The 26,089-nt window shown below is 44.0% G+C and carries 22 protein-coding genes and 1 riboswitch; of the genes, 16 read left to right on the forward strand and 6 right to left on the reverse strand.

Translation table 11 applies throughout. From position 1 onward, the window contains the following. The first annotated feature begins 31 nt into the window (after window positions 1-31). Window positions 32-175, forward strand: a complete 144-nt coding sequence (locus BA1DRAFT_RS05705) for a type II toxin-antitoxin system HigB family toxin (RefSeq protein WP_082303642.1) — start codon at window positions 32-34, stop codon at window positions 173-175. Continuing rightward, a complete protein-coding gene (locus BA1DRAFT_RS05710) occupies window positions 172-594 on the forward strand; it encodes a helix-turn-helix domain-containing protein (protein ID WP_036776948.1) in 423 nt (140 codons plus the stop codon). Before BA1DRAFT_RS05705 ends, BA1DRAFT_RS05710 begins: the two co-directional genes overlap by 4 nt. Before the next feature lie 256 nt (window positions 595-850). Here BA1DRAFT_RS05710 and BA1DRAFT_RS05715 read toward each other — a convergent pair whose 3' ends face one another. The 5 genes from BA1DRAFT_RS05715 to rppH all read right to left on the reverse strand — a co-directional run bounded on the left by BA1DRAFT_RS05715 (window position 851) and on the right by rppH (window position 5,753). Beyond that, window positions 851-1,024 carry a hypothetical protein gene (locus BA1DRAFT_RS05715; RefSeq protein ID WP_235200980.1) on the reverse strand — a complete coding sequence of 58 codons (174 nt, stop codon included), beginning with the start codon at window positions 1,022-1,024 and terminating at the stop codon, window positions 851-853. A 200-nt stretch (window positions 1,025-1,224) separates the two neighbouring features. Further along, a complete protein-coding gene (gene thyA, locus BA1DRAFT_RS05720) occupies window positions 1,225-2,019 on the reverse strand; it encodes a thymidylate synthase (RefSeq protein WP_036776950.1) in 795 nt (264 codons plus the stop codon). Then, entirely contained in the window at window positions 2,016-2,891 is an 876-nt protein-coding gene (gene lgt, locus BA1DRAFT_RS05725; protein ID WP_036776952.1) for a prolipoprotein diacylglyceryl transferase, read from the reverse strand. Before lgt ends, thyA begins: the two co-directional genes overlap by 4 nt. A 75-nt stretch (window positions 2,892-2,966) precedes the next feature. Further along, on the reverse strand, window positions 2,967-5,213 hold the full coding sequence (gene ptsP / locus BA1DRAFT_RS05730) for a phosphoenolpyruvate--protein phosphotransferase (RefSeq protein ID WP_036776953.1): 2,247 nt from the start codon (window positions 5,211-5,213) through the stop codon (window positions 2,967-2,969). Between the two features lie 9 nt (window positions 5,214-5,222). Further along, complete coding sequence (gene rppH, locus BA1DRAFT_RS05735) at window positions 5,223-5,753, reverse strand: RNA pyrophosphohydrolase (RefSeq protein WP_036776955.1); 531 nt, start codon at window positions 5,751-5,753, stop codon at window positions 5,223-5,225. Between the two features lie 113 nt (window positions 5,754-5,866). Then, window positions 5,867-5,971: riboswitch (TPP riboswitch) on the forward strand. Between the two features lie 72 nt (window positions 5,972-6,043). Here rppH and thiB point away from each other — a divergent pair. The 8 genes from thiB (at window position 6,044) to rluA (ending at window position 18,127) form a co-directional block, all read left to right on the forward strand. After that, window positions 6,044-7,057: a thiamine ABC transporter substrate binding subunit gene (gene thiB / locus BA1DRAFT_RS05740; protein ID WP_036776957.1), complete on the forward strand. Its 1,014-nt coding sequence runs from the start codon at window positions 6,044-6,046 to the stop codon at window positions 7,055-7,057. After that, window positions 7,033-8,637 carry a thiamine/thiamine pyrophosphate ABC transporter permease ThiP gene (gene thiP, locus BA1DRAFT_RS05745; protein WP_036776959.1) on the forward strand — a complete coding sequence of 535 codons (1,605 nt, stop codon included), beginning with the start codon at window positions 7,033-7,035 and terminating at the stop codon, window positions 8,635-8,637. Before thiB ends, thiP begins: the two co-directional genes overlap by 25 nt. Beyond that, a complete protein-coding gene (thiQ, locus tag BA1DRAFT_RS05750; RefSeq protein ID WP_036776962.1) occupies window positions 8,630-9,337 on the forward strand; it encodes a thiamine ABC transporter ATP-binding protein ThiQ in 708 nt (235 codons plus the stop codon). The genes thiP and thiQ overlap by 8 nt, the downstream gene beginning before the upstream one ends. Before the next feature lie 170 nt (window positions 9,338-9,507). After that, the gene (locus BA1DRAFT_RS05755; RefSeq protein ID WP_036776964.1) at window positions 9,508-9,987 is read left to right on the forward strand and encodes an Hcp family type VI secretion system effector; all 480 of its coding nucleotides are present in this window, start codon (window positions 9,508-9,510) and stop codon (window positions 9,985-9,987) included. A gap of 2 nt (window positions 9,988-9,989) precedes the next feature. Beyond that, complete coding sequence (locus BA1DRAFT_RS05760; RefSeq protein ID WP_036776965.1) at window positions 9,990-10,730, forward strand: hypothetical protein; 741 nt, start codon at window positions 9,990-9,992, stop codon at window positions 10,728-10,730. A 1,216-nt stretch (window positions 10,731-11,946) separates the two neighbouring features. Further along, window positions 11,947-14,295 carry a DNA polymerase II gene (locus BA1DRAFT_RS05770; protein WP_036776969.1) on the forward strand — a complete coding sequence of 783 codons (2,349 nt, stop codon included), beginning with the start codon at window positions 11,947-11,949 and terminating at the stop codon, window positions 14,293-14,295. Between the two features lie 179 nt (window positions 14,296-14,474). Further along, window positions 14,475-17,381 (forward strand): RNA polymerase-associated protein RapA, encoded by a 2,907-nt coding sequence (gene rapA / locus BA1DRAFT_RS05775; RefSeq protein ID WP_036776970.1) that lies wholly within the window; start codon window positions 14,475-14,477, stop codon window positions 17,379-17,381. Between the two features lie 95 nt (window positions 17,382-17,476). Next, window positions 17,477-18,127 (forward strand): bifunctional tRNA pseudouridine(32) synthase/23S rRNA pseudouridine(746) synthase RluA, encoded by a 651-nt coding sequence (gene rluA / locus BA1DRAFT_RS05780; protein WP_036776973.1) that lies wholly within the window; start codon window positions 17,477-17,479, stop codon window positions 18,125-18,127. Window positions 18,128-18,363: 236 nt separating this feature from the next. Here the strand turns inward: rluA and djlA are convergent, their stop codons facing one another. Then, a complete protein-coding gene (djlA, locus tag BA1DRAFT_RS05785) occupies window positions 18,364-19,185 on the reverse strand; it encodes a co-chaperone DjlA (protein ID WP_036776975.1) in 822 nt (273 codons plus the stop codon). A gap of 184 nt (window positions 19,186-19,369) precedes the next feature. On the opposite strand from djlA, the gene lptD reads away from it, so the two are divergent. The 6 genes from lptD (at window position 19,370) to apaH (ending at window position 26,081) form a co-directional block, all read left to right on the forward strand. Next, a complete protein-coding gene (gene lptD, locus BA1DRAFT_RS05790) occupies window positions 19,370-21,694 on the forward strand; it encodes an LPS assembly protein LptD (protein ID WP_036776984.1) in 2,325 nt (774 codons plus the stop codon). Between the two features lie 69 nt (window positions 21,695-21,763). Further along, window positions 21,764-23,065 carry a peptidylprolyl isomerase SurA gene (gene surA / locus BA1DRAFT_RS05795; protein ID WP_036776987.1) on the forward strand — a complete coding sequence of 434 codons (1,302 nt, stop codon included), beginning with the start codon at window positions 21,764-21,766 and terminating at the stop codon, window positions 23,063-23,065. Beyond that, window positions 23,043-24,062, forward strand: a complete 1,020-nt coding sequence (gene pdxA / locus BA1DRAFT_RS05800) for a 4-hydroxythreonine-4-phosphate dehydrogenase PdxA (protein WP_036776989.1) — start codon at window positions 23,043-23,045, stop codon at window positions 24,060-24,062. Before surA ends, pdxA begins: the two co-directional genes overlap by 23 nt. After that, the gene (gene rsmA, locus BA1DRAFT_RS05805) at window positions 24,055-24,873 is read left to right on the forward strand and encodes a 16S rRNA (adenine(1518)-N(6)/adenine(1519)-N(6))-dimethyltransferase RsmA (RefSeq protein ID WP_036776990.1); all 819 of its coding nucleotides are present in this window, start codon (window positions 24,055-24,057) and stop codon (window positions 24,871-24,873) included. The genes pdxA and rsmA overlap by 8 nt, the downstream gene beginning before the upstream one ends. Before the next feature lie 12 nt (window positions 24,874-24,885). Continuing rightward, complete coding sequence (apaG, locus tag BA1DRAFT_RS05810) at window positions 24,886-25,263, forward strand: Co2+/Mg2+ efflux protein ApaG (RefSeq protein ID WP_036776992.1); 378 nt, start codon at window positions 24,886-24,888, stop codon at window positions 25,261-25,263. Window positions 25,264-25,265: 2 nt separating this feature from the next. Then, window positions 25,266-26,081, forward strand: a complete 816-nt coding sequence (apaH, locus tag BA1DRAFT_RS05815) for a bis(5'-nucleosyl)-tetraphosphatase (symmetrical) ApaH (RefSeq protein WP_036776993.1) — start codon at window positions 25,266-25,268, stop codon at window positions 26,079-26,081. Window positions 26,082-26,089 lie beyond the last annotated feature (8 nt).

Below are 26,089 nucleotides of genomic sequence, written 5' to 3' on the forward strand. Positions count from 1 at the left end.
GAGTGCAGCCAACAAAGAGGCAACTTGAAAGATGACGGATATAGATATTAGTGGTAATAATGTTCGGTTACTGGCCTTTATCAAGTTTTCAATGGAGCACCATTATATTAAACATATCGTATCTCACGCAGAATACGACAAGCTAACCAATGACTACCGGAGAAACAGAGAATGATCAATTTTTCAGTCGTTCAGGTACGGGCTCGCGCTCTGTTTTCAGAGATCCCTTGGCTGTCCTACATCGATACCTCAGAACAGTACAAAGAAGCGCTGGATTTGATTGATGAGCTTTTCAAAGACTATGACAATAACAAAGGGTTAATTGATATTCTAACTACAACAATTGAACGCTATGAAGATACCGCCCCTGAATTTGCAGAATTTAACCAAGCTATTGAAAATATCCCTACGGGGGTTGCAGTCCTACGAGTTCTGATGGATCAATACGGTCTTACACAAGCCGACCTCAAAAACGAAATCGGAGAAGCTTCTCTGGTATCACAAATTCTGAATGGAACAAAGTCACTAACAGTAACCCATATAAAAGCCTTGAGTACACGTTTCAAAGTTTCTAGTACAGTTTTTATCGATTAACTTTATCTATTTCTACAACTGATTGAGTAAAAAAAGATTTTTTAAGATCTTTCATATTGCTGTCTTAGGCTGGGTTTAATACCGACCTATCCGACTCTAAGACTAATACGCCATAGAGAGTTTTTTACTATACCCTATGAATTTAAAGATGAATCACGACGGCAAGGGAGCGAATCCCCGGGAACATAGAGAACTATGTGACCGGGTGAGTGAGTACAGCCAACAAAGAGGCAACTTGAAAGATAACGGGTATATATCAAGCCCGATGTTCCCTGCGCCTACGAAGTGCTTCTTCGGGGACCATTTTTCTACCTTCTATAATGTCTTTCTTAGACAGCATAGCGATTTTAAACAACGCTATCGCCTGTTGTTCTGCGTTTATATCTGCTTGATCTTTCCCACGTTCCAATTTAGATATCCCATTTTTCACAATAAACATCCTACACTCCAAATACTCTGAATTACCAAGCAGATCTCTGACTTTCTTCTGAGAAATAGTATTTTCTGAAAAATAGTATTTATGGCCTTTTTTCTCTACTTCTGCACGTTTGTGTTTATATTATCAAAATTAAAAGGGAGACAATTCACACTCAATAGTCTCCCTCCAGATTATTGCTAATAACCAAACAACTAAATAGCAACCGGTGCCTTTATTCCCGGGTACGGGTCATAATCGACTATTTCAAAGTCATCAAATTTATAATCAAAAAGTGATGCCGGTTTACGTTTTATCACCAGTTTTGGCAATGAACGCGGTTCACGGCTGAGTTGTAATTTTGTCTGTTCCATATGGTTGCTATAAAGATGGGTGTCGCCACCGGTCCAGACAAAATCGCCCACTTCCAAATCACATTGCTGCGCCATCATATAAACTAGCAACGCATAGCTCGCAATATTGAACGGTAAGCCAAGGAATACGTCACAAGAGCGCTGGTAAAGCTGACAGGAAAGTTTGCCATCCGCGACATAAAACTGGAAGAAAGCGTGGCATGGCGCTAATGCCATGTTATCCAATTCACCAACGTTCCAAGCCGAAACAATGATCCTACGTGAATCTGGATCGCTTTTAAGCTGTTCCAGTACGGTTTTCAATTGGTCAATCTGGCGGCCATCTGCGGTGCCCCATGCACGCCATTGCTTACCATACACAGGCCCCAAATCACCATTGTCATCCGCCCATTCATCCCAAATGGTCACCCCATTTTCATGCAGGTATTTAATATTCGTATCACCATTCAGAAACCAAAGAAGTTCATGAATAATTGAACGGATATGGCAACGTTTAGTTGTCACTAGCGGAAAGCCATCCTGCAAATTGAAACGCATCTGATGCCCGAAAATGGAGAGAGTTCCCGTCCCGGTGCGGTCTGCCTTCGGAGTGCCCTCTGCAAGCACTCTTGTCATTAAATCCAGATACTGTTTCATTTTACCTCTTGTACCTTATTACCTTGGTGTTTATATGCCCATATCACCATTAAAATTCCCGCCAGGATCATGGGCATAGAAAGAATTTGTCCCATGCTGATCCCGTCGAATAAACCCAATTGTGCATCCGGTTGACGGAAAAATTCGACTATTACCCGGAAAATACCGTAACCAATTAAGAATAAACCAGATACACTGCCCATCGGCCGAGGTTTACGGATATATAAATTCAAAATAATGAACAGAACGATCCCTTCTAACGCCATTTCATAAAGCTGCGAAGGGTGACGCGGCAGAACACCATATTGTTCAAGTACCGATAGCAATGAAGGCTCCGTTGCAGCCAGTGCAATATCTTCACTGCGGGAGCTTGGGAACAGCATCGCCCACGGCGTATCCAATGTGACACGTCCCCACAACTCGCCGTTAATAAAATTACCAATTCTCCCCATGCCTAAGCCAAAAGGGACTAACGGTGCAATGAAGTCAGCAACTTGTAAGAAATGGCGTTTCGTTCTGCGACCAAACAACCACATTGCGCAGATAACCCCCACCAAACCACCGTGGAAAGACATTCCACCGTCCCAAACTTTAAACAAATAAAGCGGGTTGTCGAGAAAGGCAGGGAAGTTATAAAACAGGACATAGCCCAGACGGCCACCAACAAATACGCCAGCAAAACCTGCATAAAGCAAGTTCTCTACTTCGTTTTTTGTCCAACCACTATTGGGTTTCGCTGCCCTGCGTGTTGCTAGCCACATGGCGAATACAAACCCAACCAAGTACATGAAACCATACCAATGGAGGGCTATTGGACCTATTGAAAAAATAACCGGGTCAATATTAGGAAATGCCAGATAGCTGTTACTCATCTTTCCCCACTTAATATTTAGCGTTAATGCCCTAAGGCAAGTGATTGAGAATCATAGCACAGGCCGTTAAACGGATTAAATGCCGCCTCTGACCAAACCGCCAACCCCATGCTGTTCCATAAACGTTGCTGACAGCTCCTTTACTCTTAGGCTGGTTTCAGCTTGTAGTATTTCGGCCATTAATTTTTCAACCTGAGCCATCTCCAGATGGCGCAATAAATACTTAATCCTTGGCACACTACAACCACTCATACTCAGATTACGATAGCCAAGACCAATCAATAATAACGCACCCATCGGGGTTCCTGCCATTTCACCACAAATACTGACGGTAAGACCTGCTCGTTGGCTATTTTCAAATACCAGTTTTAATGCCCGAATTACCGCCGGATGCAAGCAATCATAAAGAGAAGCGACGTGAGTATTATTCCGATCCACAGCCAATAGATATTGTGTTAGGTCATTGGTGCCAATAGACACAAAATCGACTCTCTTTTTGAGTTGTAGCAACAAGAAAATCATCGAAGGAACTTCAATCATTACACCAAGTTGAGGCATAGGTATTTGACGCGCCAACATTTGCTCGACTTCCTCTTTCGCCCTGTCTACTAATCGTTTAGCTTCATCAATTTCTTCTACACTCGTTACCATTGGCAGCAAGATTTTCAGATTACCCGTCTCAGCGTTAGCTCTGAGCATTGCCCTAAGCTGAATAAGAAAAATCTCCGGTTGATCCAACATCACCCGTATACCACGCCATCCCAAGCAAGGGTTCTCTTCGCTAATCGGCATATAAGGCAGTTGTTTGTCTGCACCGATATCAAGTGTACGTAGTACCACCGGTTTATCGGGAAATAATTGCAACATCTCCTGATAACGCGCTTTTTGTTCATCTTCTGATGGGAAACCACAGTGCAGCATAAAGGGTATTTCAGTGCGATAGAGTCCAACACCATCAATACTATTACTGATCTGCAACTCATATTTCAGGCTCAAACCTGCATTAAGCTGAACCAGAATGCGTTCACCACTTTTGAGCCGTGCTTCCTGATCAACATCCCCCTCAGCCAGTTTACTAAGCGCTTTTTCTTCTTCGATAATCTGTTTATATTCCTGCGAAATCAGTGGTTCAGGTTCAATAAATACTTCTCCACGGAAACCATCAAGAATCAGCATACGATTGTGCAGAAGTTCCGGCTGGATATCTGCTCCCATAATAGCCGGGATACCCATTGCACGTACCAATATGGCAGAGTGTGAATGGGTAGCGCCATCACGAACAATAACTCCTGCTAATCTTTCTTGCGGCACTTCTGCCAATAGGTTGGCACTCAGTTCATCTGCAACCAGAATAAACCATTCAGGCCATTGATGGCTGGCAGTCAGTGAATCATCAAGATGAAATAGTAATCGCTGCCCAAGCGCCCGTAGATCTGATGCCCTTTCCCGCATATAAGCATCCTGCAAGCTGGCAAATTGTTCTGCGTATTTCTCAATAACTTGTTTAACCGCCCATTGCGCAACAGATCCCTGTTCAACACAGGAGAACAGATCTTGTTTCAATTGAGGATCATTCAAAAGGTAGGAATAAAGATTAAAAATTGCAGCACTCTCTTTTTGAGAGCCAGCGGTAAAACGTTTACTGAGCCGACGACATTCTGCTGTTGCATCTTCAAGCGCCTGAATCAAACGAGAACGTTCTGCTGCATGATCAAGGGTTGAAGCTTCAAAAATTTGGTCAAGTGAGGGTTGGGAACAATCTTGCCATCCCTGAGCCATCACGATGCCATTGGAAATTGCCAGCGCTTTAATTCTGGTTTGCCGATACTGACCAAACAATCCCTTAGTCTGAGCTTGAACAAGGATCACCGCCAGTTGTGTCGCAAGCGTCACCATAAAGGACTCTTCGGTTTCATTAAACAGGCGTTGTTCCTGCTGCTGAACGACTAAAACACCTTGCAACTGGCGGCGATAGACCACCGGAACGCCCAAAAACGCGCGGAAGCTATCCTCTTTCACTTGAGGCAAATATTTGAAACTTGGATGGCTGCGAATATCAGCCAGATTAATCAGTTCAGACAATTGACCAACTTGTCCGACGACTCCCTCACCAAAAGCCAAACTGACAGCCCTTCCCCGGGGTTTCCTCAACCCTCGGGTTGCCATCAGGTAATAACACCGCCGTTGATGATCAGCAAGATAGATAGAACAGACATCCGTGTTCATCGCCAGACAGGTCTCGTTCACCAATAGCTCAAGCGCTTCGGCCAGATTGGTTGCCATAGCAACTTTTTCAACAATTTCCCGTAAGCGCATGAGCATAGAACTCACCTAACTTCTTTTGCGACGATAAGAATACGAAGAACGTGGCAGGGATGAGCTTTCCTGCATTGGCATGACAACCGAAGCAAACTCTTTCATCACGCGCCGATAAACATCACGTTTAAAAGAGACAACCTGCCGGACAGGATACCAATAGCTGACCCAACGCCAACCATCGAACTCCGGGGTATTACTGTGTTGCACATTAATATCTTCTTCATTACAGAGCAGTTGTAATAAAAACCACCGCTGTTTTTGACCGATACAGACAGGTCGAGTATCCCAACGCACCAAACGCTTGGGTAATTTGTAACGCAACCAATTACGAGTAGAAGCCAGAACGCGTACATCTTTCCGACCTAACCCCACTTCTTCATACAGTTCCCGGTACATAGCCTGTTCTGGTGATTCCCCCGGATTAATGCCCCCTTGAGGAAATTGCCAGGAATGCTGCCCATAACGCCGCGCCCACAAAACCTGGCCTTGCCGATTACAAATTACAATTCCTACATTCGGGCGGTAGCCATCATCATCGATCACCAGACTACCTCGATAAACTAAATTTGAAAGATGACTAATTGTTTCACACTACCCTCAAGTGGTAAACCTCTATCATTGGACTTTGCAGTCGCTAGCTAAATCTCTACAATAGCGCCATCTCAACGGGGTGCTGGCTGTTTAAAACAGCCTTGCTGAGAGTAAACCCGCCGAACCTGATCCGGCTAATACCGGCGTAGGGATTTGAGCTGCTAACTATTTCACAGACATTATCTTGCCGTTTAGCGCCACCTCAAATCCTTTGCCAATCCTCTTAATGTAAGGAGAGCAAAGTGTTTAAGACGTTATTTTCCAAATTAATCGCACTGACGGCCCTATCAGCTTCTACGTTGCTATTGAGTCAGGTTGTACAAGCTAAACCGGTATTAACGGTTTATACCTATGATTCTTTTGCCGCAGAATGGGGACCCGGGCCAGCAATTAAAAAAGCCTTCGAAGCTGAATGTGACTGTGAACTGAAACTGGTTGCTCTGGAAGATGGTGTTTCTTTGCTCAATCGCCTAAGAATGGAAGGCAAACGCACTGCTGCCGATATTATTCTTGGGTTGGATAACAACTTGATTCAAGCAGCTCAACAAACGGGGTTGTTCACTGAAAGTCAAGTGGATATCAGCAAGCTGGCACTGCCGGTGTCATGGCATAACCAGATATTTATTCCTTATGACTATGGCTATTTTGCCTTCATTTACAACAAAAAGAGTTTGCCAAACCCACCCAAAAGCATGGATGAGCTAATTAATAGCCCCAATAACTGGAAAGTGATCTATCAAGATCCTCGCACCAGCACACCGGGGCAAGGTTTGCTGCTATGGATGCAGAAAATTTATGGTGATGATGCCCCACAAGCCTGGAAAAAACTGGCAAAGAAAACACTAACTGTTACCAAAGGCTGGAGTGAAGCTTACGGTCTGTTCCTGAAAGGAGAAGGCGATCTGGTACTAAGCTATACCTCTTCACCGGGCTACCACCTCTTATCTGAGAAGACAGACGATTATGCTGCCGCTACCTTTAATGAAGGTCATTACCTGCAAATCGAAGTGGCCGCACAACTGGCCTCCAGTAAGCAACCAGAGCTTGCCCAGAAATTTATGCAGTTTATGCTGACCCCAGCTTTCCAACAGGAAATTCCAACCACTAACTGGATGTATCCGGTCATTGATATCCCACTCCCGGAAGTGTATTCACAACTTTCAATACCTGAAAAATCGCTGCAATATCCCGCAGAAGAAGTCGCAAAATACCGTAACCAATGGATTCGTGCATGGCAAAGCGCTGTCAGCCGCTGATGGCCGGATGGCTGTTACCGGGGGCCATTGCCTCCGGTCTTTTACTATTGGTCGCCTTACTAGCGTTCGGTGCACTTTGGTTTAATGCACCTGAACGTAATTGGTCTTTACTGGCGGAAGATAGCTATCTGTGGCATGTGGTGCGTTTTACATTCTGGCAGGCTTTTTTATCGGCGCTGTTTTCTGTTATCCCGGCTATTTTTCTTTCCAGAGCCCTCTATCGCCGTCATTTTCCAGGCCGAACTCTATTTCTCCGCCTATGTGCTATGACGCTGGTTTTGCCTGTATTGGTCGCTCTATTCGGCATTCTGACGGTCTATGGCAGAGCCGGCTGGCTGGCTCAGTTCTGTGAATGGATCAGCATCGATTACCATTTCACCCCTTATGGTCTACCAGGAATTTTGCTGGCACATATCTTCTTTAATATGCCACTAGCGACACGGCTTTTACTGCAATCACTGGAAAACATCGCGGTGGAACAACGGCAATTAGCGGCTCAGCTAGGTATGAATGAATGGCAACATTTCCGTTTTGTTGAATGGCCTTATCTACGCCGCCAAATCCTGCCCACTGGCGCACTGATTTTTATGCTCTGTTTCGCCAGTTTTGCTACCGTGCTGGCGTTAGGTGGCGGACCTGCTGCAACAACTGTCGAACTGGCAATCTATCAGGCGTTAAGCTATGACTACGATCTCAACCGCGCCGCATTACTGGCGTTGATTCAGATCACCTGCTGCCTTGGCCTTGTGCTCCTCAGCCAGAAGCTTAACAGTGCTCTATCTGTCGGCTACAGCAACCAACAGCAATGGCGTAATCCACAGGACACTTTGTTGAGAAAAATCTGCGACAGCCTGTTAATTATCGCAGCATTATTACTGCTCGTGCCGCCATTATTGGCGGTTATCTTGGATGGACTGAACAGCGGGTTGCTTAACGTATTGCGCCAGCCTGCATTGTGGCAGGCATTTATCACCTCAGTGGTGATTGCTTTAGGCGCGGGGTTATTATGTGTTTTATTCACTATGATGCTGCTGTGGAGCAGCCGTGAGTTGTACCTGCGTCATTCCCCCCATTGGGGACAAGCAATGGAAATGAGTGGTTTGTTGATCCTTTCTATGCCGGGCATTGTATTGGCAACAGGATTCTTTCTGTTGCTCAACGATACCGTCGGCCTGCCCCGTTCACCCTATGGTCTGGTAATTTTAACCAACGCACTGATGGCAATTCCCTATGCGCTGAAAGTTCTGGATAATCCAATGAAAGATCTGGCGGCCCGCTATAATCCACTGTGTCGCTCCCTGAATATTCAAGGTATTAACCGACTGCGCTGGATTGAACTAAAAGCACTGAAAGTTCCGCTGGCACAAGCGCTGGCCTTTGCGTGTGTTCTCTCTATTGGAGATTTTGGCGTTGTCGCGCTATTTGGCAATGAAGATTTCCGTACTCTGCCCTTCTATCTCTACCAGCAAATCGGAGCTTACCGGAGTCAGGATGGCGCTATCACTGCTTTATTGCTGTTATTGTTATGTTTTATGCTGTTTAGTTTACTTGAACGCTTACCGAGACCACGTAATGCTTAAACTTGAAAATCTGACTTACCGCTATGAACATCTGGTGATGCGCTTTGACTTGCAAATTAAAGCCGGAGAACGTATCGCAATCCTAGGCCCTAGCGGGGCGGGTAAAAGTACACTCCTAAGCCTGATCGCCGGTTTTCAAACAGCAGAACGAGGTTCCCTATGGCTGAATGGGAAAAATCATACCAGCACGTCACCTGCTCAACGCCCAGTCTCCATGCTGTTTCAAGAAAATAATCTCTTCTCTCATTTGACAATTGAGCAAAATATTGGGCTAGGCTTACACCCCGGATTACACCTTAATAGCACGCAGAAACAGATATTACAGCAAATAGTCTCTCAAGTTTCGTTGGAAGATTGCCTGACCCGTCTGCCCGCTCAACTTTCTGGTGGACAACGGCAGCGGGCAGCATTAGCCCGTTGCCTAGTACGCCAACAGCCAATTTTATTACTTGACGAGCCATTTTCTGCCCTAGATCCGGCACTGCGTAATGAAATGCTGGTATTACTGGAACAAATTTGCCACGAACGCCAGCTTACATTACTGATGGTTTCCCATAATCTGGATGATGCCGCTCGTATAGCTGATCGCGCTTTATTAATCGTTGATGGCAATATCCATTATGACGGCTTAACAAATACACTGGTTGCCGGCACTGTTCCTGAAGCAGCTATTTTGGGGAAGAAGGTCGCTTCCATTTAGGCGTTATTAATGTCATTGCTATCAGAATAAACGGGAACAGGATATAGCTTAGTATTTAGATTATTTCCTTCTGTGACCAAAGTCTATATTTTAAAAATAAAACTGGGCAATATAAATCTTTTTTGTTATAAGTGTTTTTTATGTGTTAATTTTTCATAAAGGATTTAATAATGTCTAATTTGATTTATGCGACCATAAAAGGAAAGAACCAAGGGTTAATTTCAGCAGGCTGTTCTACTTTTGATTCTATTGGTAATAAATATCAAGAAAACCACCGGGATCAAATACTAGTTTACTCCGCTACCCATTCTTTAACGCGAGTACAACACGTAAGCCATCACCCTTTTAATATCATAAAACCCATCGATAAATCCTCTCCTTTACTTGGACTAGCAATTTCAAACAACGAAGAACTTCATATCCTGTTAGATTTTTATAGAACTTCATCAGAAGGTGCTCAAGAAAAGTTTTATTCAATAGAATTAACAAAAGCAAAAATAAATGCTTTTAATACTAATTACCCCCACTCTTTAACTCATGCAGAAAATCAACCAGAAGAGAGTATCTCTGTCATTTATCAAAATATAACGTGGAGTCATCACATTGCTGGTACTTCTGCTTATAGCATCAGAGATGATGAGGTTTATTAAGAATGAATCAATTGCGTGACAGGGTATTAAGTAATAATTTTTGTACATATAACCCAAATTCCAGGCCATCTTTTAGGCGATGGGATGAAATAGATGCTTCAATTTATCTTCTTAATCAATTTATTCCAGGCTCAGTAAATTATCTGGATGGTTATAAAGATGCATATGTGAAATATAACAGAAACCTAATTTTAAAATATGCCCATATAGAACAAATCCCGCCAAATCTTTTGGCTGGTGTTGCCAGAATAGAAGCGGGCGGTAAACCAGATATGTGGAAGTTAAACACTATTGCAATGAGGCAATGGCGTGAACAGGCTTTTAATCTTGATAAAACTCGCTCAAAAGGCTCAAATGAAACTTCTACGGGTATAGTTGCAATACAGATAAGACATGTAGCAGATATGATGGGTTTCGACTCAAATACATTAACAACAACAGACCAGTTAGAAATTGCAACTTGCCTTCAAATTGATGAATTTAATATTAAAATGGTTGCTCGTCATTTAAGAGATTTAATTCTCTATGATTATCCTAATGCAGATACCAAGAATTTAACAAAAGAACAATATATCATGGCTGGTTCTAGATATAACCGTGGTATAACAAGAAAAAAGGGAGATTTCATAAGAATAATGAACACTCCGCCTGAATTAAGCACTACTGATGAAAAAAAATGGATTTCTTACGGAGTAAGTATATATAAGCGGCTAGATTATTTAGATAATTTACTTAAAGGATAAAAAATGAAAACATCAGATATATTTACATTTTTTATGTTAAGTTTTTTATCCTTTGGATTAATTAACTCATTCGCTTTTCCTAGGGTTACAGACTTTTTTGACTTCAACTCAATTGATTGTGATATATGGCAATATGAAGATGGAGGCATTGATATAATCACTTCCATATTTATATTAATCCCACTTAGTCCTTTTTATATAGCCTGTTTTTACAAGTCATATGTTTTATTTAAAAGCAATAAAATTAGATCAATAAGCTATTTTATTTTTGCCTCCATTTTTATTCTTTATTGGTTCTATACTTACTACGTTAGATTTATGTTTTATTGCTAGATAAGATAAGAAAAATAGCTCTGGTTAAGTTATGAAATATAAAAATCTATCTCAATAGCAATTATCCATAGTAGATTATCATCCATAACTCATCTCTGGCGAATTTTTGTAAAATGGAACAATTTATTATTCCTACCCATAAAGCCAGCCGCTCTCTCAAACGTTACCGGATGGGTTACTCGTCAGATAAAATCTAAATATTCTCAAACAATTTTTTCTACTAATAATAACCAAATTTTAATAACCATGATTTTTAACAATTTAAATAAATAGTTATTTAGAGTATTAAATATTTAGGTTCGTCAGGCGTGCCTGCGAATATTGCTATTCTATATTCCGCCGTACCTTGTGCCGGAAATTATTATATATTAGCCAGACAAATGGGTGGTGATTATGAGGCAATGGTATCTATTATACCCTATGGATTTCAAGATGCATCGCGACGGCAAGGGAGTGAATCCCCGGGAGCATAGATAACTATGTGACCGGGGTGAGCGAGTGCAGCCAACAAAGAGGCAACTTGAAAGATAACGGGTATATCACATGGAATACGTTATTATCCATCATTACTGTAACTTTAATTATTGGTAGTATTGGATTATATAAATACACTTAAGAATAAAGCTAGATAATATTAAAATAGCAATACTAATAACGAATACAATACGTTTTATACGACTATATTCTTATAGATATATTCAATAATACCTGCCTATCTCACTTAATTTTCCATTCTTTGCAATAAAGAGATAGTTTCGGCAATGTTTCGATTATCATTTATGCACCACATCACAATATAGTGAGATTAGGCAACTGTATAAATAACCATGACTCAATGCTATAATTGTAGTTATTTTCAACAAATATAAGCGCCTGCCTCTATATGCAACAGAATCATGCTGAACAAGGTTTTATACTGACACGCCATTGGCGGGATACTCCCTCAGGTATTGAGGTGGAATACTGGCTGGCGACAGATCAGGGGCCACGTCATATAAAAATTCTTCACCAACAAGCTGTTGCTTTTATCTTGCAAGCTAATATGCCGCAGGTGGAAAAAATTCTGGCGCAAGAGCGCAACTACCATCTCCGCCCACTGTCATTGAAAGATTTCAATCGCCAGCCTGTCGCCGCGCTTTATTGCCAGCAATATCGCCAATTACAACGGATTGAGAAAGTGCTACAGCAACAGGAAATTCAAGTTTATGAAGCAGATATCCGTCCACCAGACAGGTTTATGATGGAACGTTTTATCACTGCTCCCATCTGGTTCAGTCAGGCGCCTAATGGTAGCTATCAGATGAAGCCTAACCCGGCTTATCGCCCAACATTGAAATGGGTATCCCTGGATATTGAAACCAGTCGGCATGGAGAACTCTATTCCATTGGATTAGCAGGATGTGATCAGCAAAAAGTATTTATGCTTGGCCCTGCTAACAGTAATGAGCACCCGGTAAATTTTGATTTGGAATATGTAGCAAGTCGTCCGCAAATGCTGGAAAGACTCAACGAGTGGCTGGAAAAATATGACCCTGACGCCATTATTGGCTGGAACCTGATTCAGTTCGATCTGCGGATTTTACAAAAACATGCTGAGCGCTACGGTGTTCCACTGAAATTTGGACGGGCTGGAGGGTCACTGGAGTGGCGGGAGCACGGCTTTAAACCGGGGCACTTTTTCGCTTCTACGGCCGGTCGGTTGATTATTGATGGTATTGAAGCACTGAAAACCGCTACCTGGAATTTTCCTTCTTTCAGTCTGGAATATGTCTCGCAAGAGCTATTGGGCGAAGGCAAAGCCATTGATACACCCTATCAGCGTATGGATGAGATTGACCGCCGTTTCCAGCAAGATAAGCCCGCACTGGCACAATATAATCTGCAAGACTGTATTCTGGTAAACCAGATTTTCGATAAAACCCACTTAATGAAGTTCCTGTTGGAAAGGGCAACAGTTACCGGTCTCGCCGTAGATCGCAGCGGCGGTTCAGTCACCGCTTTCACCCATCTTTACATGCCCAAAATGCACCGCATCGGTTATGTCGCCCCAAATCCAGGCGGGAAGCCTGAAGATAGCAGCCCCGGTGGTTTCGTGATGGATTCTCGCCCCGGCTTGTATGATTCAGTGCTAGTGTTGGATTATAAAAGTCTGTATCCCTCGATTATCCGCACTTTTCTTATCGATCCTGTCGGTATGGTGGAAGGTCTGGCACAGCCGGACAGCAAGCATGCGGTTCCCGGTTTTCGCAATGCCTTCTTTTCCCGTACTCAGCACTGTCTGCCTGATATCGTGACGCAAATCTGGCATGAACGTGACGCAGCAAAAAAACAGCATAACGCCCCATTATCACAAGCATTGAAGATCATCATGAACGCTTTCTACGGTGTTCTTGGGGCGGAAGGCTGTCGTTTCTTCGACCCGCGCCTAACGTCTTCCATTACTATGCGAGGCCACGAAATTATGCTCCAGACCAGAAAGCTGATTGAATCTCAAAACTATCAAGTTATCTACGGTGATACAGATTCTATCTTTATTTGGCTGAAACAGGCGCATGAAGAAGAATTGGCTCTCAGTATCGGCAAAGAACTTGCACGATTCGTTAACCAATGGTGGCAAAAACACCTGCAAGAACATTTTGGGCTTAAAAGCACCCTTGAGTTGGAATTTGAAACTCACTATCGCCGTTTTCTGATGCCAACCATCCGTGGGACTGAACAAGGCAGTAAAAAACGTTATGCCGGTCTGAGTGGCGACCGCATGGTCTATAAAGGTCTGGAAACGGTACGCACTGACTGGACGCCTCTGGCGCAAAATTTCCAGAAGCAACTGTATTCACTGATTTTTCATGAACAGCCTTATCAAGAGTTTATCCGTGGTTATGTTACCAGTACCCTAAAAGGAAAATTTGATGATAAACTAATCTACCGTAAAAGGTTGGGCCGGAAGTTGTCTGACTATCAGCGCAATGTACCACCCCATGTAAGGGCAGCAAGGCTGGCAGATGAATACAATCTGCAACATAACCGGCCCTTGCAGTACCAAAATGGGGGTTGGATAAGCTATGTCATGACACAATCCGGGCCGGAACCACTGGAAAATCTGCATTCATCACCAGACTATGATCACTATATCAATAAGCAACTTCAGCCTATCGCTGATGCTATCCTGCCGTTTTTACGGGATGATTTTATAACTTTACTCACCGGACAGATGGTAATGCCTTTTGACTGATTACTATTTTTTGCAGGTGACGACCGGCTTTGCTTCCATTAACATATCGCCCCTTTGACGAGTGATAAGGGAATTAACGGGGTGTTTTGCTGTTGCCCATTATCTCCGTTAGACCAAATAAAAAGCTGTCGTCCTCCACCTATGAATAACATTATCTAACAGAAACTGAGTTAAAATTTATGCCATTTACCCTCGGTCAACGCTGGATCAGCGATACAGAAAGCGAACTTGGATTAGGAACCGTTGTTGCACTGGACGCACGAATGGTCACTTTGCTCTTTCCTGCCAGCGGCGAAAACCGCCTCTATGCACGCAATGATTCCCCTATTACCCGTGTTATGTTTAACTCGGGGGATGTTGTCACCAGCCATGAAGGCTGGCAACTCAAAGTGGATGAAGTCCAACTAGAAAATGGCCTGCTGATTTATACAGGCACACGACTTGATACTCTGGAAGAGAATATCAGTCTGCGCGAAGTGCTCCTTGACAGTAAACTTACCTTCAACAAACCACAGGATCGCCTGTTTGCTGGTCAGATTGACCGTATGGACCGCTTTGCCTTGCGTTTTCGCGCCCGTAAATATCAAAGCGAACAATTTAAACTGGCTGAAAGCGGCTTGCGGGGTATCCGCGCCAGCCTGATCCCTCATCAACTTCATATCGCTAATGAAGTCGGCAAACGCTACGCGCCAAGGGTTCTATTGGCCGATGAAGTCGGTTTAGGTAAAACCATCGAAGCCGGGATGATCATCCACCAGCAATTGCTGGCCGGTCGTGCTGAACGCGTTCTGGTGATTGTGCCGGAGAGCCTTCAACATCAATGGCTGGTAGAAATGCTACGCCGTTTCAATCTGCGTTTTGCCCTGTTTGACGATAGCCGCTATACCGAAGCACGACACGACAGTGATAATCCATTTGAAACAGAACAATTGATACTCTGTTCACTGGATTTTGTCCGCCGTAATAAACAGCGTTTTGAGCATATGCTTGAAGCTAGCTGGGATTTGATGGTAGTGGATGAAGCTCACCATCTGGCCTGGAGCGAGGATGCTCCTAGCCGTGAATATCAGGTTGTCGAACAGTTATCTGAACAGATCCCCAGTGTATTGCTATTGACTGCAACACCAGAACAGCTAGGGCAGGAAAGCCATTTTGCTCGTCTACGCCTACTTGATCCAAACCGCTTCCACGATTATCAAGCTTTTATTGACGAACAACAAAAATACCGTCCAGTTGCCGATGCTGTCACACTGCTATTATCCGGTGAACAGCTTAATAATAATCAATTAAACCTAATGGGTGAGTTGATTAGTGAGCAGGATATTGAGCCTCTGCTGAAAGCCGCCAATAGTAACAGTGATGAAAGTGAAACTGCACGCCGTGAACTGATTTCCATGCTGATGGATCGTCATGGCACCAGCCGTATTCTGTTCCGTAATACCCGTAATGGCGTAAAAGGCTTCCCCCGTCGCGAACTGCACCAGATCAAGTTGCCTCTGCCATCCCAATATCAGACCGCTATTAAAGTCTCCGATATTATGGGTGCTAAAAAATCACTGGAAGCTCGCGCATGGGATATGCTCTACCCAGAACAAATTTATCAGGAGTTTGAAGGCGAAAACGCTACCTGGTGGAACTTTGATCCCCGCGTAGAGTGGCTACTTGGTTTTCTGATGGCAAATCGTCATGAGAAAGTGCTGGTAATTTGTGCTAAAGCAACCACTGCTCTGCAACTGGAACAGGTACTACGTGAGCGCGAAGGGATTCGTGGCGCTGTTTTCCATGAAGGTCTATCACTGATTGAACGTGATCGCGCCGCAGCCTATTTTGCTTCCGAAGAAGAAGGAGCTCAGGTATTACTGTGTTCCGAAATTGGCTCAGAAGGCCGCAACTTCCAGTTCGCTAACCAATTAGTGATGTTTGATTTACCATTCAATCCAGATTTACTAGAACAACGTATCGGACGCCTGGATCGTATCGGCCAAAGCCGTGATATCCAGATTAGTGTGCCTTATCTGGAAAATACCGCCCAAGCTGTCCTGATTCGTTGGTATCACGAAGGTTTGGATGCATTCGAGTATACCTGCCCAACCGGTCGTACTATTTATGATCACTATTATGAAACTCTGCTGAACTATCTTGCCAAACCCAATAGTCAGGAAAAATTTGGTGAATTTATTGATCAGTGCCGCCAGCAACATGAGCAACTCAAACAGCAACTGGAGCAAGGCCGTGACCGGCTGCTGGAAATGAACTCCAACGGTGGCGAACATGGTTTGCAACTGGCAGAAAAAATTTCAGAGTATGATAATGATACTGATTTGGTGAACTTCTCACTCAACTTATTTGATATCGTTGGTATTAATCAGGAAGATCGCAATGACAACATGATAGTGCTGACACCATCCGATCATATGCTGGTCCCAGATTTCCCTGGGTTACCCAAAGATGGTTGTACTATCACCTTTAATCGTGAACAGTCCCTGTCTCGTGAAGATGCTCAGTTTATCAGTTGGGAGCACCCAATTATCCGTAATGGATTGGATCTGATCCTTTCCGGCGATACGGGTAGCTGTGCGGTATCCCTTTTGAAAAATAAAGCATTACCTGTTGGAACCCTGCTGGTAGAACTGATCTACGTAGTTGAAGCTCAAGCTCCGAAACACCTGCAATTGACCCGTTTCCTTCCACCAACGCCATTGCGGATACTGATGGACCTGAAAGGCAATAATCTGGCTGGTCAGGTGGAGTTTGAAAGCTTTAACCGCCAACTTAATGCAGTGAATCGTCATACTGCAAGTAAACTAGTCAATGCGGTACAAAAAGAAGTTCACGCTATTTTGCAACAGGCCGAAGGTTTAGTAGAAACTCAGGCTCAATCATTGATTGAACAAGCGAAACAGCAAGCAGATGAAAATCTCACTGCTGAACTTTCCCGTTTGGAAGCATTGAAGGCCGTCAATCCAAATATTCGTGATGATGAATTGGAAGCCATTGAATCCAATCGCCAACAGTTGCTGCTTAACTTAAATCAGGCAGGCTGGCGTCTGGATGCTATTCGCCTTGTTGTCGTTACGCATCAGTAAATATTAGCAATACCCGGAGGCTAAACCGGAATGGGGTAAACTTTACTAAGCACCCTATTCCATGCCTCCCCTAATATTCAGCTACCGGAGCCTCAATGGAAGCTTATAACCCTCCTACCGATCCTTGGTTACATGTGCTTTATCAGGATCAACATATCATCGTAGTCAATAAACCCAGCGGGTTACTTTCTGTTCCCGGTCGGGCAGAAGAACATAAAGACAGTATTATGACGCGGATACAACTACAGTTTCCCACAGCAGAATCTGTTCACCGGCTAGATATGGCAACCAGCGGCGTGATGGTAGTTGCATTAACCAAAAACGCAGAGCGTGAATTGAAACGCCAATTCCGTGAACGAGAACCGGAAAAAACCTATATTGCGCGGGTTTGGGGACGTCTGGAACCAAAAACTGGTCTTGTCGATTTACCGCTGATTTGTGACTGGCCGAACCGACCAAAGCAGAAAGTGTGTTTTGAAACCGGGAAATCGGCTCAAACTGAATACGAAGTACTCGCTTACGAAGATGAGGCAACTCGAGTAAAACTCTCACCGATAACCGGTCGTTCACATCAGCTCAGAGTACATATGCTAGCACTTGAACATCCGATTCTGGGAGATCGGTTTTATGCTCACCAGCAGGCAAGAGCAATGGCGCCTCGCCTGCAATTACATGCACAAGAGTTATATATCACACATCCGGCCTATGGAACGCCAATGCATTTTCAGTGTAAAGCCGATTTTTGATTAATAGACAAATACAGTAACCGAATCCAATGAAGCCAATATCAAACATAAGGCCAAGCCACAACAAGCCAAAAGAACACGGATATTTGCCATTTTTTGCCTTCCTCCTAAATTAAAACAAAATAAAACATAAAATATTCTAATATTTTAGAGAAATAAAAAATAAACTCAACAGCCGTAGGGGATGTTATTCCCCTATATATTTAGTGGCATGTTTTTAAAGATAAAAAAATAGCCTATTTAAAACCCTTCTCTTTTTTAATGAGATCATAGGCAGCCTGAATTGATTGGGCCTTTTGTTTAGCAATCTCCATCATTTCCGGTGGTAAACCTTTTGCCACCAGCTTATCCGGATGGTGTTCACTCATCAATCTACGATAGGCACGTTTAATTGTCGTCGCGTCATCCTTTTCACGCACACCTAACACCTTACAAGCGTCCGCAAGTGTTGGCCCCTGTGCGGCCCTCTGATAACCGCCATACTGCCGTTGCCGCCACTCTCCTCCATCACCGAAATTGCGGCCACCTTCCATCATGGCAAGGAATTGTTCAAATTGGTTACGAGAGATCCCAAGTTCATCAGCAATAATAAACAGCACCTTCCTCTCATTCGGATGCAATTGCCCATCAGAAAATGCAGCCTGTAATTGGATCTCCAAAAACATGCGAACTAAGTCAGACCGGCCAAAACAGGCACGACGCAATTGTCTTAGTGTCTCACGCAAAGGAAAATTGGGCTCTTTACCTTCACGAAAAGCCTGCTGTGCTGCTATCCTGGCTTGTCCGTGAAGTTGCATGCGATCCATTAACTGGCTCGCAAGACGAATATCTGTTTCAGTCACCCGCCCTTTTGATTTAGTAATATGCCCCAGCACCTGAAAAGTACTACTGAAAAATAGCAATTGACGAGACTGATTATTTGCAAAAAAACCTTGGTTTCTCCGTGCACTCGCCCTATCAAGCATATGACCAATAAACAGACCAATGACAATACCCCAAAAGCCGGCCCCAGACACAACACCAAAAATCAGCCCAAGCAATTTTCCCCAATAATGCATATACTCCTCAATTCACCAATGCTCTGAGTGTAGTTTTGCATTATCATACTATTCATTCAGCTCCGTGCCTAACGGCAAGATAAGTAAAGGCATGACTTTACACTGGCGCATATTCATCGAGTGCGCTAGTCTCTTGAGGTTTGCCCGGCATAATGCCACTGATGATGGAACCGCATAAATATCTATGAAGAAATGTTATCCAACTTTGCTGGCCACAACGGTATGGGCCGCACTTTATGGTCAGCATGCGCATGCTGATCTCGCAGCACAGTGTATGCTGGGTATACCTGTTTATGATCAGCCAATAATTAATGGCGATCTCAATCAACTTCCTATCAATATTCTGGCAGATGATTCACACGCAGATTATCCACGTTCTGCTAAATTTATCGGTAATGTTAATATTAAACAGGGTAATAAGACCCTAACCGCAGATAAAGTACAACTTGATCAAACAGAAGATGAAGTTCCGTTAAGAACCGTGACTGCAACGGGTAATGTTCATTATGATGACCCTCTGATTATTCTAAAAGGGCCACGTGCCTGGTCTAATTTAAATAATAAAGATACCGATATGTATCAGGGTGATTATCAGATGGTCGGGCGTCAAGGACGCGGCACCGCAGACAAAATGAAACTGCGTGGTGAAAACCGTTATGCCATTCTGGATAATGGTACCTTTACTTCCTGCCTGCCGGGTAATGATAGCTGGAGCGTTGTCGGTTCCGAAGTCATTCTCGATCGCGAAGAAGAAGTGGCCGAAATATGGAATGCCCGTTTCAGAATGGCTAACATTCCCGTATTTTATAGCCCGTATCTTCAATTACCGATCGGTAATAAACGCCGTTCAGGGTTTCTTATTCCTAACGCCAGCTATTCCAAAAAAGCCGGCTTTGAATTTCAGCTGCCTTATTACTGGAATATCGCACCGAATTATGATGCGACGATTACACCGCACTATCTCAGTAATCGTGGTTTAAAACTGGATAATGAATTCCGCTACTTAACCAAAGCTGGCACCGGTACCCTTGCTCTCGACTGGCTGAATAACGATGAGCAATATGTCAAAGACAAAAAGACAAACACACGTACCGCCAGAGAGAGTGATAATCGCTGGTTATTCTACTGGAGACACAGTGGTGTGATGGATAGAGTATGGCGTTTTAATATCGACTATACCAAAGTCAGTGATCCCGAATATTTTTCTGATTTCAGCTCTCAATATGGTTCCACCACCGATGGCTACGCTACGCAAAAATTCAGTCTGGGCTATGCTCAACAGAACTGGAATGCCACGCTATCAACTAAACAATTCCAGATTTTTTCTAAAGATACCAGTAGAAAAGCCTACAGAGCTGAACCACAGTTAGATTTGAACTATTACAAAAACGATCTGGGGCCATTTGACCTGAAAGTCTATGGTCAGGCGGCAAAATTCACCAGTGTAGGTAAAAACAACCCGGAAACAACCCGCTGGCATCTGGAACCCTCCATTAACCTGCCACTCTCCAATGGCTGGGCCAGTATGAATAATGAAGTTAAGCTGATGGCGACTCACTATCAGCAGGATATTCCCAAGGCTCTTGAGAATGCTGAATATAAAGAATCTGTTAACCGGGTTCTGCCACAGTTCAAAAGCGAAGCCAAAATGGTGTTTGAGCGTTCAACATACCTGAACAGCAATTACACTCAAACGCTAGAACCGCAGGTTCAGTATCTGTATGTGCCATACAAAGACCAAGATAATATCAACAACTTCGACTCATCTTTACTACAAACCGACTATACCGGCCTGTTCCGTGACCGCTTTTATGGTGGCCTGGACCGTATTTCATCTGCCAATCAAGTGACTACCGGTCTCACTACCCGCCTTTATGATGAAGGTTTAGTTGAACGTTTTAACCTGTCATTAGGTCAAATCTATTACTTTGAACGTCCACGCACCGGTAAAGAAACCATCATCAACAGTAAAGATAATACAGGTATGATGACCTGGGCAGGTGATACTTACTGGAAAATTAATGATTCCTGGGGCTTGAAAGGTGGCATGCAATACGATACTCGCCTAGGTAGCGTAACGATGGGAAATGCAGTGCTAGAATATCGCCGTGATGAAGACCGACTTGTGCAATTGAACTATCGTTTTGTTGACAGAGATTATATCCAAGCTACAGCTAAGAGCGCTCCGGCTTTCCAGCAAGGGATTTCTCAAGTCGGTCTGGTTACAAGTTGGCCGTTAAGTGATCGCTGGGGTTTCGTAGGCGCTTACTACTACGATACTAAAGAACAGCAACCGGCAAGTCAGTTAGTGGGTTTGCAGTACAACACTTGTTGCTGGGCAATCAACGTTGGCTATGAACGCAAGATCATTGGTTGGAAAGACAGCGATAGCGAATATGACAACAAATGGTCATTTAACTTTGAACTTCGTGGCTTAAGTAACAATCATAGTTTGGGTAGCCAGAAAATGTTGAAGTCTGGCATCATGCCATACCAACGAGCATTCTGACGCCAAGAACATTTTGATATTAAACACGATAAATCCGCTATTGCGGAACCTACATATGATGGGAAAAGTATGAAGAACTGGAGAACTCTCATTTTCGGATTGATGTTTTCAGTGAGTACTGCCTTCGCTGCACCTCAGCAAATGGATAAAATTGCTGCGGTCGTTAATAACGGAGTGGTACTGGAAAGCGACATCAACAACCGCTTACAATCTGTCAAACTGGATGCGCAACATGCCGGCCAGCAAATACCGGATGAACAAACGCTACGTCATCAGATCCTTGAACGTCTGATTATGGATAATATCCTGCTACAAATGGCAAAACAGATGGGAATCACCATTCCTGATCAAGCATTGGATTCTACAATTGCCAATATTGCAGCTCAGAACCACATCACTGTGGAACAAATGAAACATCGCATTACTGCTGACGGAATGAGTTTCGATACTTACCGTGATCAAATCCGTAAAGAGATGATGATAGCAGAGGTGCGCAATAATGAAGTTCGCCGTCGTGTCACCATTTTGCCTCAAGAGATCGACGCCTTAGTTAAACAAATTAGCAACCAGAATACTAACGATACAGAACTGAATATCAGCCATATTCTGATCCCATTGCCAGAAAACCCAGATCAGGCGCAAATGGAAAAAGCCATGACGGTAGTGCAGAAAATTATGTCTGAACTTAAACATGGCGTTGATTTCGGTAAATTGGCTATCGCCTACTCTGCTGATCCACAAGCGCTGAAAGGCGGCAACATGGGTTGGAGTCGGCTTGAGGAATTACCAACCCTGTTTGCTGAACAACTACAATCCGCTCCAAAAGGAGCCATCGTTGGCCCAATCCGTTCCGGTGTTGGTTTCCATATTCTCAAAGTCAATGATATCCGTGGCGGTACCCCAACTATCGCCGTCACTGAAGTTCACGCCCGCCATATTCTATTAAGAACTTCTCCTGTCATGACCGATGATCAAGCGCGCACCAAGTTGCAGCAAATCGCCAGTGATATTCGCAGCGGAAAAACTGATTTTGCCGATGCCGCAAAAGAGTTTTCAGACGACCCTGGCTCAGCCCTACGTGGTGGTGATCTCGGCTGGACTACCCCTGATATCTATGATCCTGCTTTCCGCGACGCGTTAATGCGCCTGAATAAAGGTGAAATCAGTCAACCTGTTCACTCATCTTTTGGCTGGCATCTAATCCAACTATTGGATACCCGCAAAGTTGATAAAACAGACGCCGCTCAGAAAGATCGCGCTTACCGTATGTTGTTCAACCGTAAATTCACCGAAGAAGCACAAAGCTGGATGCAGGAACAACGCGCCTCAGCTTATGTGAAAATTTTAGATGGCAGCGATGCACAACAATAAACCGATTATTATCAATAAACCAATTGTTATTACCCCCGGCGAGCCTGCCGGGGTTGGACCCGACTTAACGGTTGCTCTCGCTCAACAAAGTTGGCCAATGCAATTGGTCGCTTGCGCAGACCCCAGCCTGCTTCTCGACAGAGCCAGACAACTTAATTTACCTTTGCAATTACAAGAATACTCTGCTGACAAAATCCCCGAGCCACAGGCTGCCGGGACGTTGACAATATTGCCAGTTCCTCTTCATGCTCCCGCAATCGCCGGTGAATTGAATCAAGAAAACGGCAGATATGTCACCGAAACACTGGCGCGAGCCTGTGACGGCTGTTTAAACGGAGAATTCTCAGCATTAGTCACAGGACCGGTTCATAAAGGGAATATCAATGATGCCGGCGTGCCTTTTATCGGCCATACCGAATTCTTTGCCGATCGCAGTGGATGCCAGCGAGTCGTCATGATGCTTGCAACAGAAGAACTTCGGGTTGCCCTGGCTACGACTCATCTGCCGATTGTTGATGTACCAAAGTCCATCACTTTCGATAGTCTGCGGGAAGTGATTACTATTCTTAACCATGATTTGAAAACAAAGTTCGGCCTGGCAAAACCCTGTATTTATGTCTGTGGTCTGAATCCCCATGCGGGAGAGGGCGGCCATATGGGACGGGAAGAGATTGATGTTATTATTCCTGCGTTAGCCAGCCTGAGAGCAGAAGGCATCGTGCTGGAAGGCCCTTTACCGGCAGATACCCTGTTTCAACCTAAATATCTTCAACATGCAGACGCCGTACTCTCGATGTATCACGACCAAGGATTACCCGTGTTAAAATACCAAGGTTTTGGCAGAGCAGTGAATATTACATTAGGTCTGCCATTTATCCGTACTTCGGTCGATCATGGCACAGCACTGGAACTGGCTGGAACAGGTCAAGCTGATGTGGGAAGTTTCATCACCGCATTAAATTTAGCAATTAAAATGATACAAAACAGTAATGAATAACAGAGTCCACCAAGGGCACTTTGCCCGTAAACGTTTCGGGCAAAACTTCTTAACCGATCAATTTGTCATTGATAGTATTGTTGCCGCTATCAATCCACAACCTGGCCAGGCAGTATTGGAAATTGGCCCCGGTCTTGGAGCATTGACAGAACCGGTCGGCGAGCGCATGGATAAAATGACCGTAGTTGAACTCGACCGCGATTTAGCCGCTCGTCTACAAATTCATCCAAAATTAAAAGATAAACTTACCATTATCCAGCAAGATGCCATGACGGTTAATTTTGGCGAATTATCTCAGCAAATAGGGGAGCCGCTGCGCGTCTTTGGTAATTTACCTTATAATATTTCCACGCCGTTAATGTTCCACCTTTTCAGCTATACTAATGCTATTGCTGATATGCATTTTATGTTACAAAAAGAGGTGGTAAACCGTCTGGTAGCCGGCCCCGGAAGTAAAGCTTTCGGGCGTTTGAGCGTCATGGCCCAATATTATTGTCAGGTTATCCCTGTGCTGGAAGTACCGCCAACCGCGTTTACTCCCGCACCTAAAGTCGATTCAGCCGTTGTACGTCTGATACCGCACAAAAGCATACCTCGCCCCGTCAAAAATATTCGTATGCTGAGCCGGATCACGACTCAAGCTTTCAACCAACGGCGTAAAACCATCCGTAACAGCCTCGGTGATCTTTTTACTGTAGAACAGCTAACAGAACTTGGTATCGATCCAGGTACTCGTGCAGAAAATATTTCTGTTGAGCAGTACTGTAAAATGGCAAACTGGCTATCAGAACAACCTGAAATGCAGTCATAGCAGGAGTCAATTATGATTAATACGCCCAGGGTTTCTATTCAGGTACAAAGTGTTTATGTAGAAAGTCAATCGTGTCCCGATCAACAGCGTTTCGTTTTTGCCTATACAATCACTATCCGAAATCTTGGGCGCGAACGGGTCCAGTTAATTAATCGTTACTGGCTGATTACCAACAGTAATAACCATCAAACAGAAGTTCAGGGGGAAGGCGTTGTTGGTGAGCAACCCATAATCCAGCCAGGGACCGAATACCGTTACACCAGCGGCGCGATATTGGAAACACCGTTGGGTACTATGGAAGGCCATTATGAAATGATCGACCACAATGGTGAGCCATTTCGCGTTGCCATTCCGGTTTTCCGTCTGGCTATCCCAACGTTGATTAATTGATTATGTCTACATATCTCATTGGTGATATTCATGGCTGCTATCGTGAATTACGAGCTTTATTAACTAAAGTCGATTTTGATCCTAAAAAAGACACATTGTGGTTAACGGGAGATTTAGTTGCCCGTGGTCCGGACTCTCTTAAAGTTCTCCGGTATGTTAAACAGTTAGGTTCAGCCGCAAAAATAGTATTAGGCAATCACGATCTCCATTTATTAGGAGTTTATGCCGGGATCAGCCGTAATAAACCTAAAGATAAAATTGATACGTTACTGTCTGCGCCAGATGCCGACGAATTAATTAATTGGCTACGCAAACAACCGTTACTACAGTGCGATGATGATCTAAAACTGCTCATGACACATGCTGGTATTACGCCTCAATGGGATTTAGAAACAGCCAAAATGTGCGCCAGCGAAGTTGAAACCATGCTCAACAGTAGCAGTTACCCTCTGTTTCTCAATTCCATGTATGGCGATATGCCAAACAACTGGTCGCCAGAACTCTCTGGACTGGCACGTTTGCGTTTCAGTACTAATGCATTGACACGTATGCGTTACTGTTTTCCAAATGGTCAGTTGGACATGTTGTGCAAAGATAAGCCCGAAAACGCCTCTGCGCCGCTAAAACCCTGGTTTGAACTGCCACGCCAGATCCCATCAGAGTACGCCATCATTTTCGGTCACTGGGCATCATTAGAAGGCCAGGGAACACCCGACGGATTTTATGCATTGGATACAGGTTGTTGTTGGGGAGGACAACTGACGATGCTACGTTGGGAAGATAAACAATACTTCACACAATCATCGTTACCGCAGTAAAACAGCAT

The organism is Photorhabdus aegyptia (assembly GCF_000612035.1).
GTDB lineage: Bacteria > Pseudomonadota > Gammaproteobacteria > Enterobacterales > Enterobacteriaceae > Photorhabdus > Photorhabdus akhurstii.

Bases quoted from the DNA above. Each gene is read 5' to 3' on its own strand.
- pdxA (WP_036776989.1), top strand. From the start codon at position 23,043: ATGGCAGCGATGCACAACAATAAACCGATTATTATCAATAAACCAATT.
- rluA (WP_036776973.1), top strand. From the start codon at position 17,477: ATGGAAGCTTATAACCCTCCTACCGATCCTTGGTTACATGTGCTTTAT.
- thiP (WP_036776959.1), top strand. From the start codon at position 7,033: ATGGCAAAGCGCTGTCAGCCGCTGATGGCCGGATGGCTGTTACCGGGG.
- apaG (WP_036776992.1), top strand. From the start codon at position 24,886: ATGATTAATACGCCCAGGGTTTCTATTCAGGTACAAAGTGTTTATGTA.
- thiQ (WP_036776962.1), top strand. From the start codon at position 8,630: ATGCTTAAACTTGAAAATCTGACTTACCGCTATGAACATCTGGTGATG.
- lgt (WP_036776952.1), bottom strand. From the start codon at position 2,891: ATGAGTAACAGCTATCTGGCATTTCCTAATATTGACCCGGTTATTTTT.
- ptsP (WP_036776953.1), bottom strand. From the start codon at position 5,213: ATGCTCATGCGCTTACGGGAAATTGTTGAAAAAGTTGCTATGGCAACC.
- BA1DRAFT_RS05760 (WP_036776965.1), top strand. From the start codon at position 9,990: ATGAATCAATTGCGTGACAGGGTATTAAGTAATAATTTTTGTACATAT.
- apaH (WP_036776993.1), top strand. From the start codon at position 25,266: ATGTCTACATATCTCATTGGTGATATTCATGGCTGCTATCGTGAATTA.
- rapA (WP_036776970.1), top strand. From the start codon at position 14,475: ATGCCATTTACCCTCGGTCAACGCTGGATCAGCGATACAGAAAGCGAA.
- thyA (WP_036776950.1), bottom strand. From the start codon at position 2,019: ATGAAACAGTATCTGGATTTAATGACAAGAGTGCTTGCAGAGGGCACT.
- BA1DRAFT_RS05755 (WP_036776964.1), top strand. From the start codon at position 9,508: ATGTCTAATTTGATTTATGCGACCATAAAAGGAAAGAACCAAGGGTTA.
- rsmA (WP_036776990.1), top strand. From the start codon at position 24,055: ATGAATAACAGAGTCCACCAAGGGCACTTTGCCCGTAAACGTTTCGGG.
- BA1DRAFT_RS05770 (WP_036776969.1), top strand. From the start codon at position 11,947: ATGCAACAGAATCATGCTGAACAAGGTTTTATACTGACACGCCATTGG.
- djlA (WP_036776975.1), bottom strand. From the start codon at position 19,185: ATGCATTATTGGGGAAAATTGCTTGGGCTGATTTTTGGTGTTGTGTCT.
- surA (WP_036776987.1), top strand. From the start codon at position 21,764: ATGAAGAACTGGAGAACTCTCATTTTCGGATTGATGTTTTCAGTGAGT.
- lptD (WP_036776984.1), top strand. From the start codon at position 19,370: ATGAAGAAATGTTATCCAACTTTGCTGGCCACAACGGTATGGGCCGCA.
- BA1DRAFT_RS05705 (WP_082303642.1), top strand. From the start codon at position 32: ATGACGGATATAGATATTAGTGGTAATAATGTTCGGTTACTGGCCTTT.
- BA1DRAFT_RS05710 (WP_036776948.1), top strand. From the start codon at position 172: ATGATCAATTTTTCAGTCGTTCAGGTACGGGCTCGCGCTCTGTTTTCA.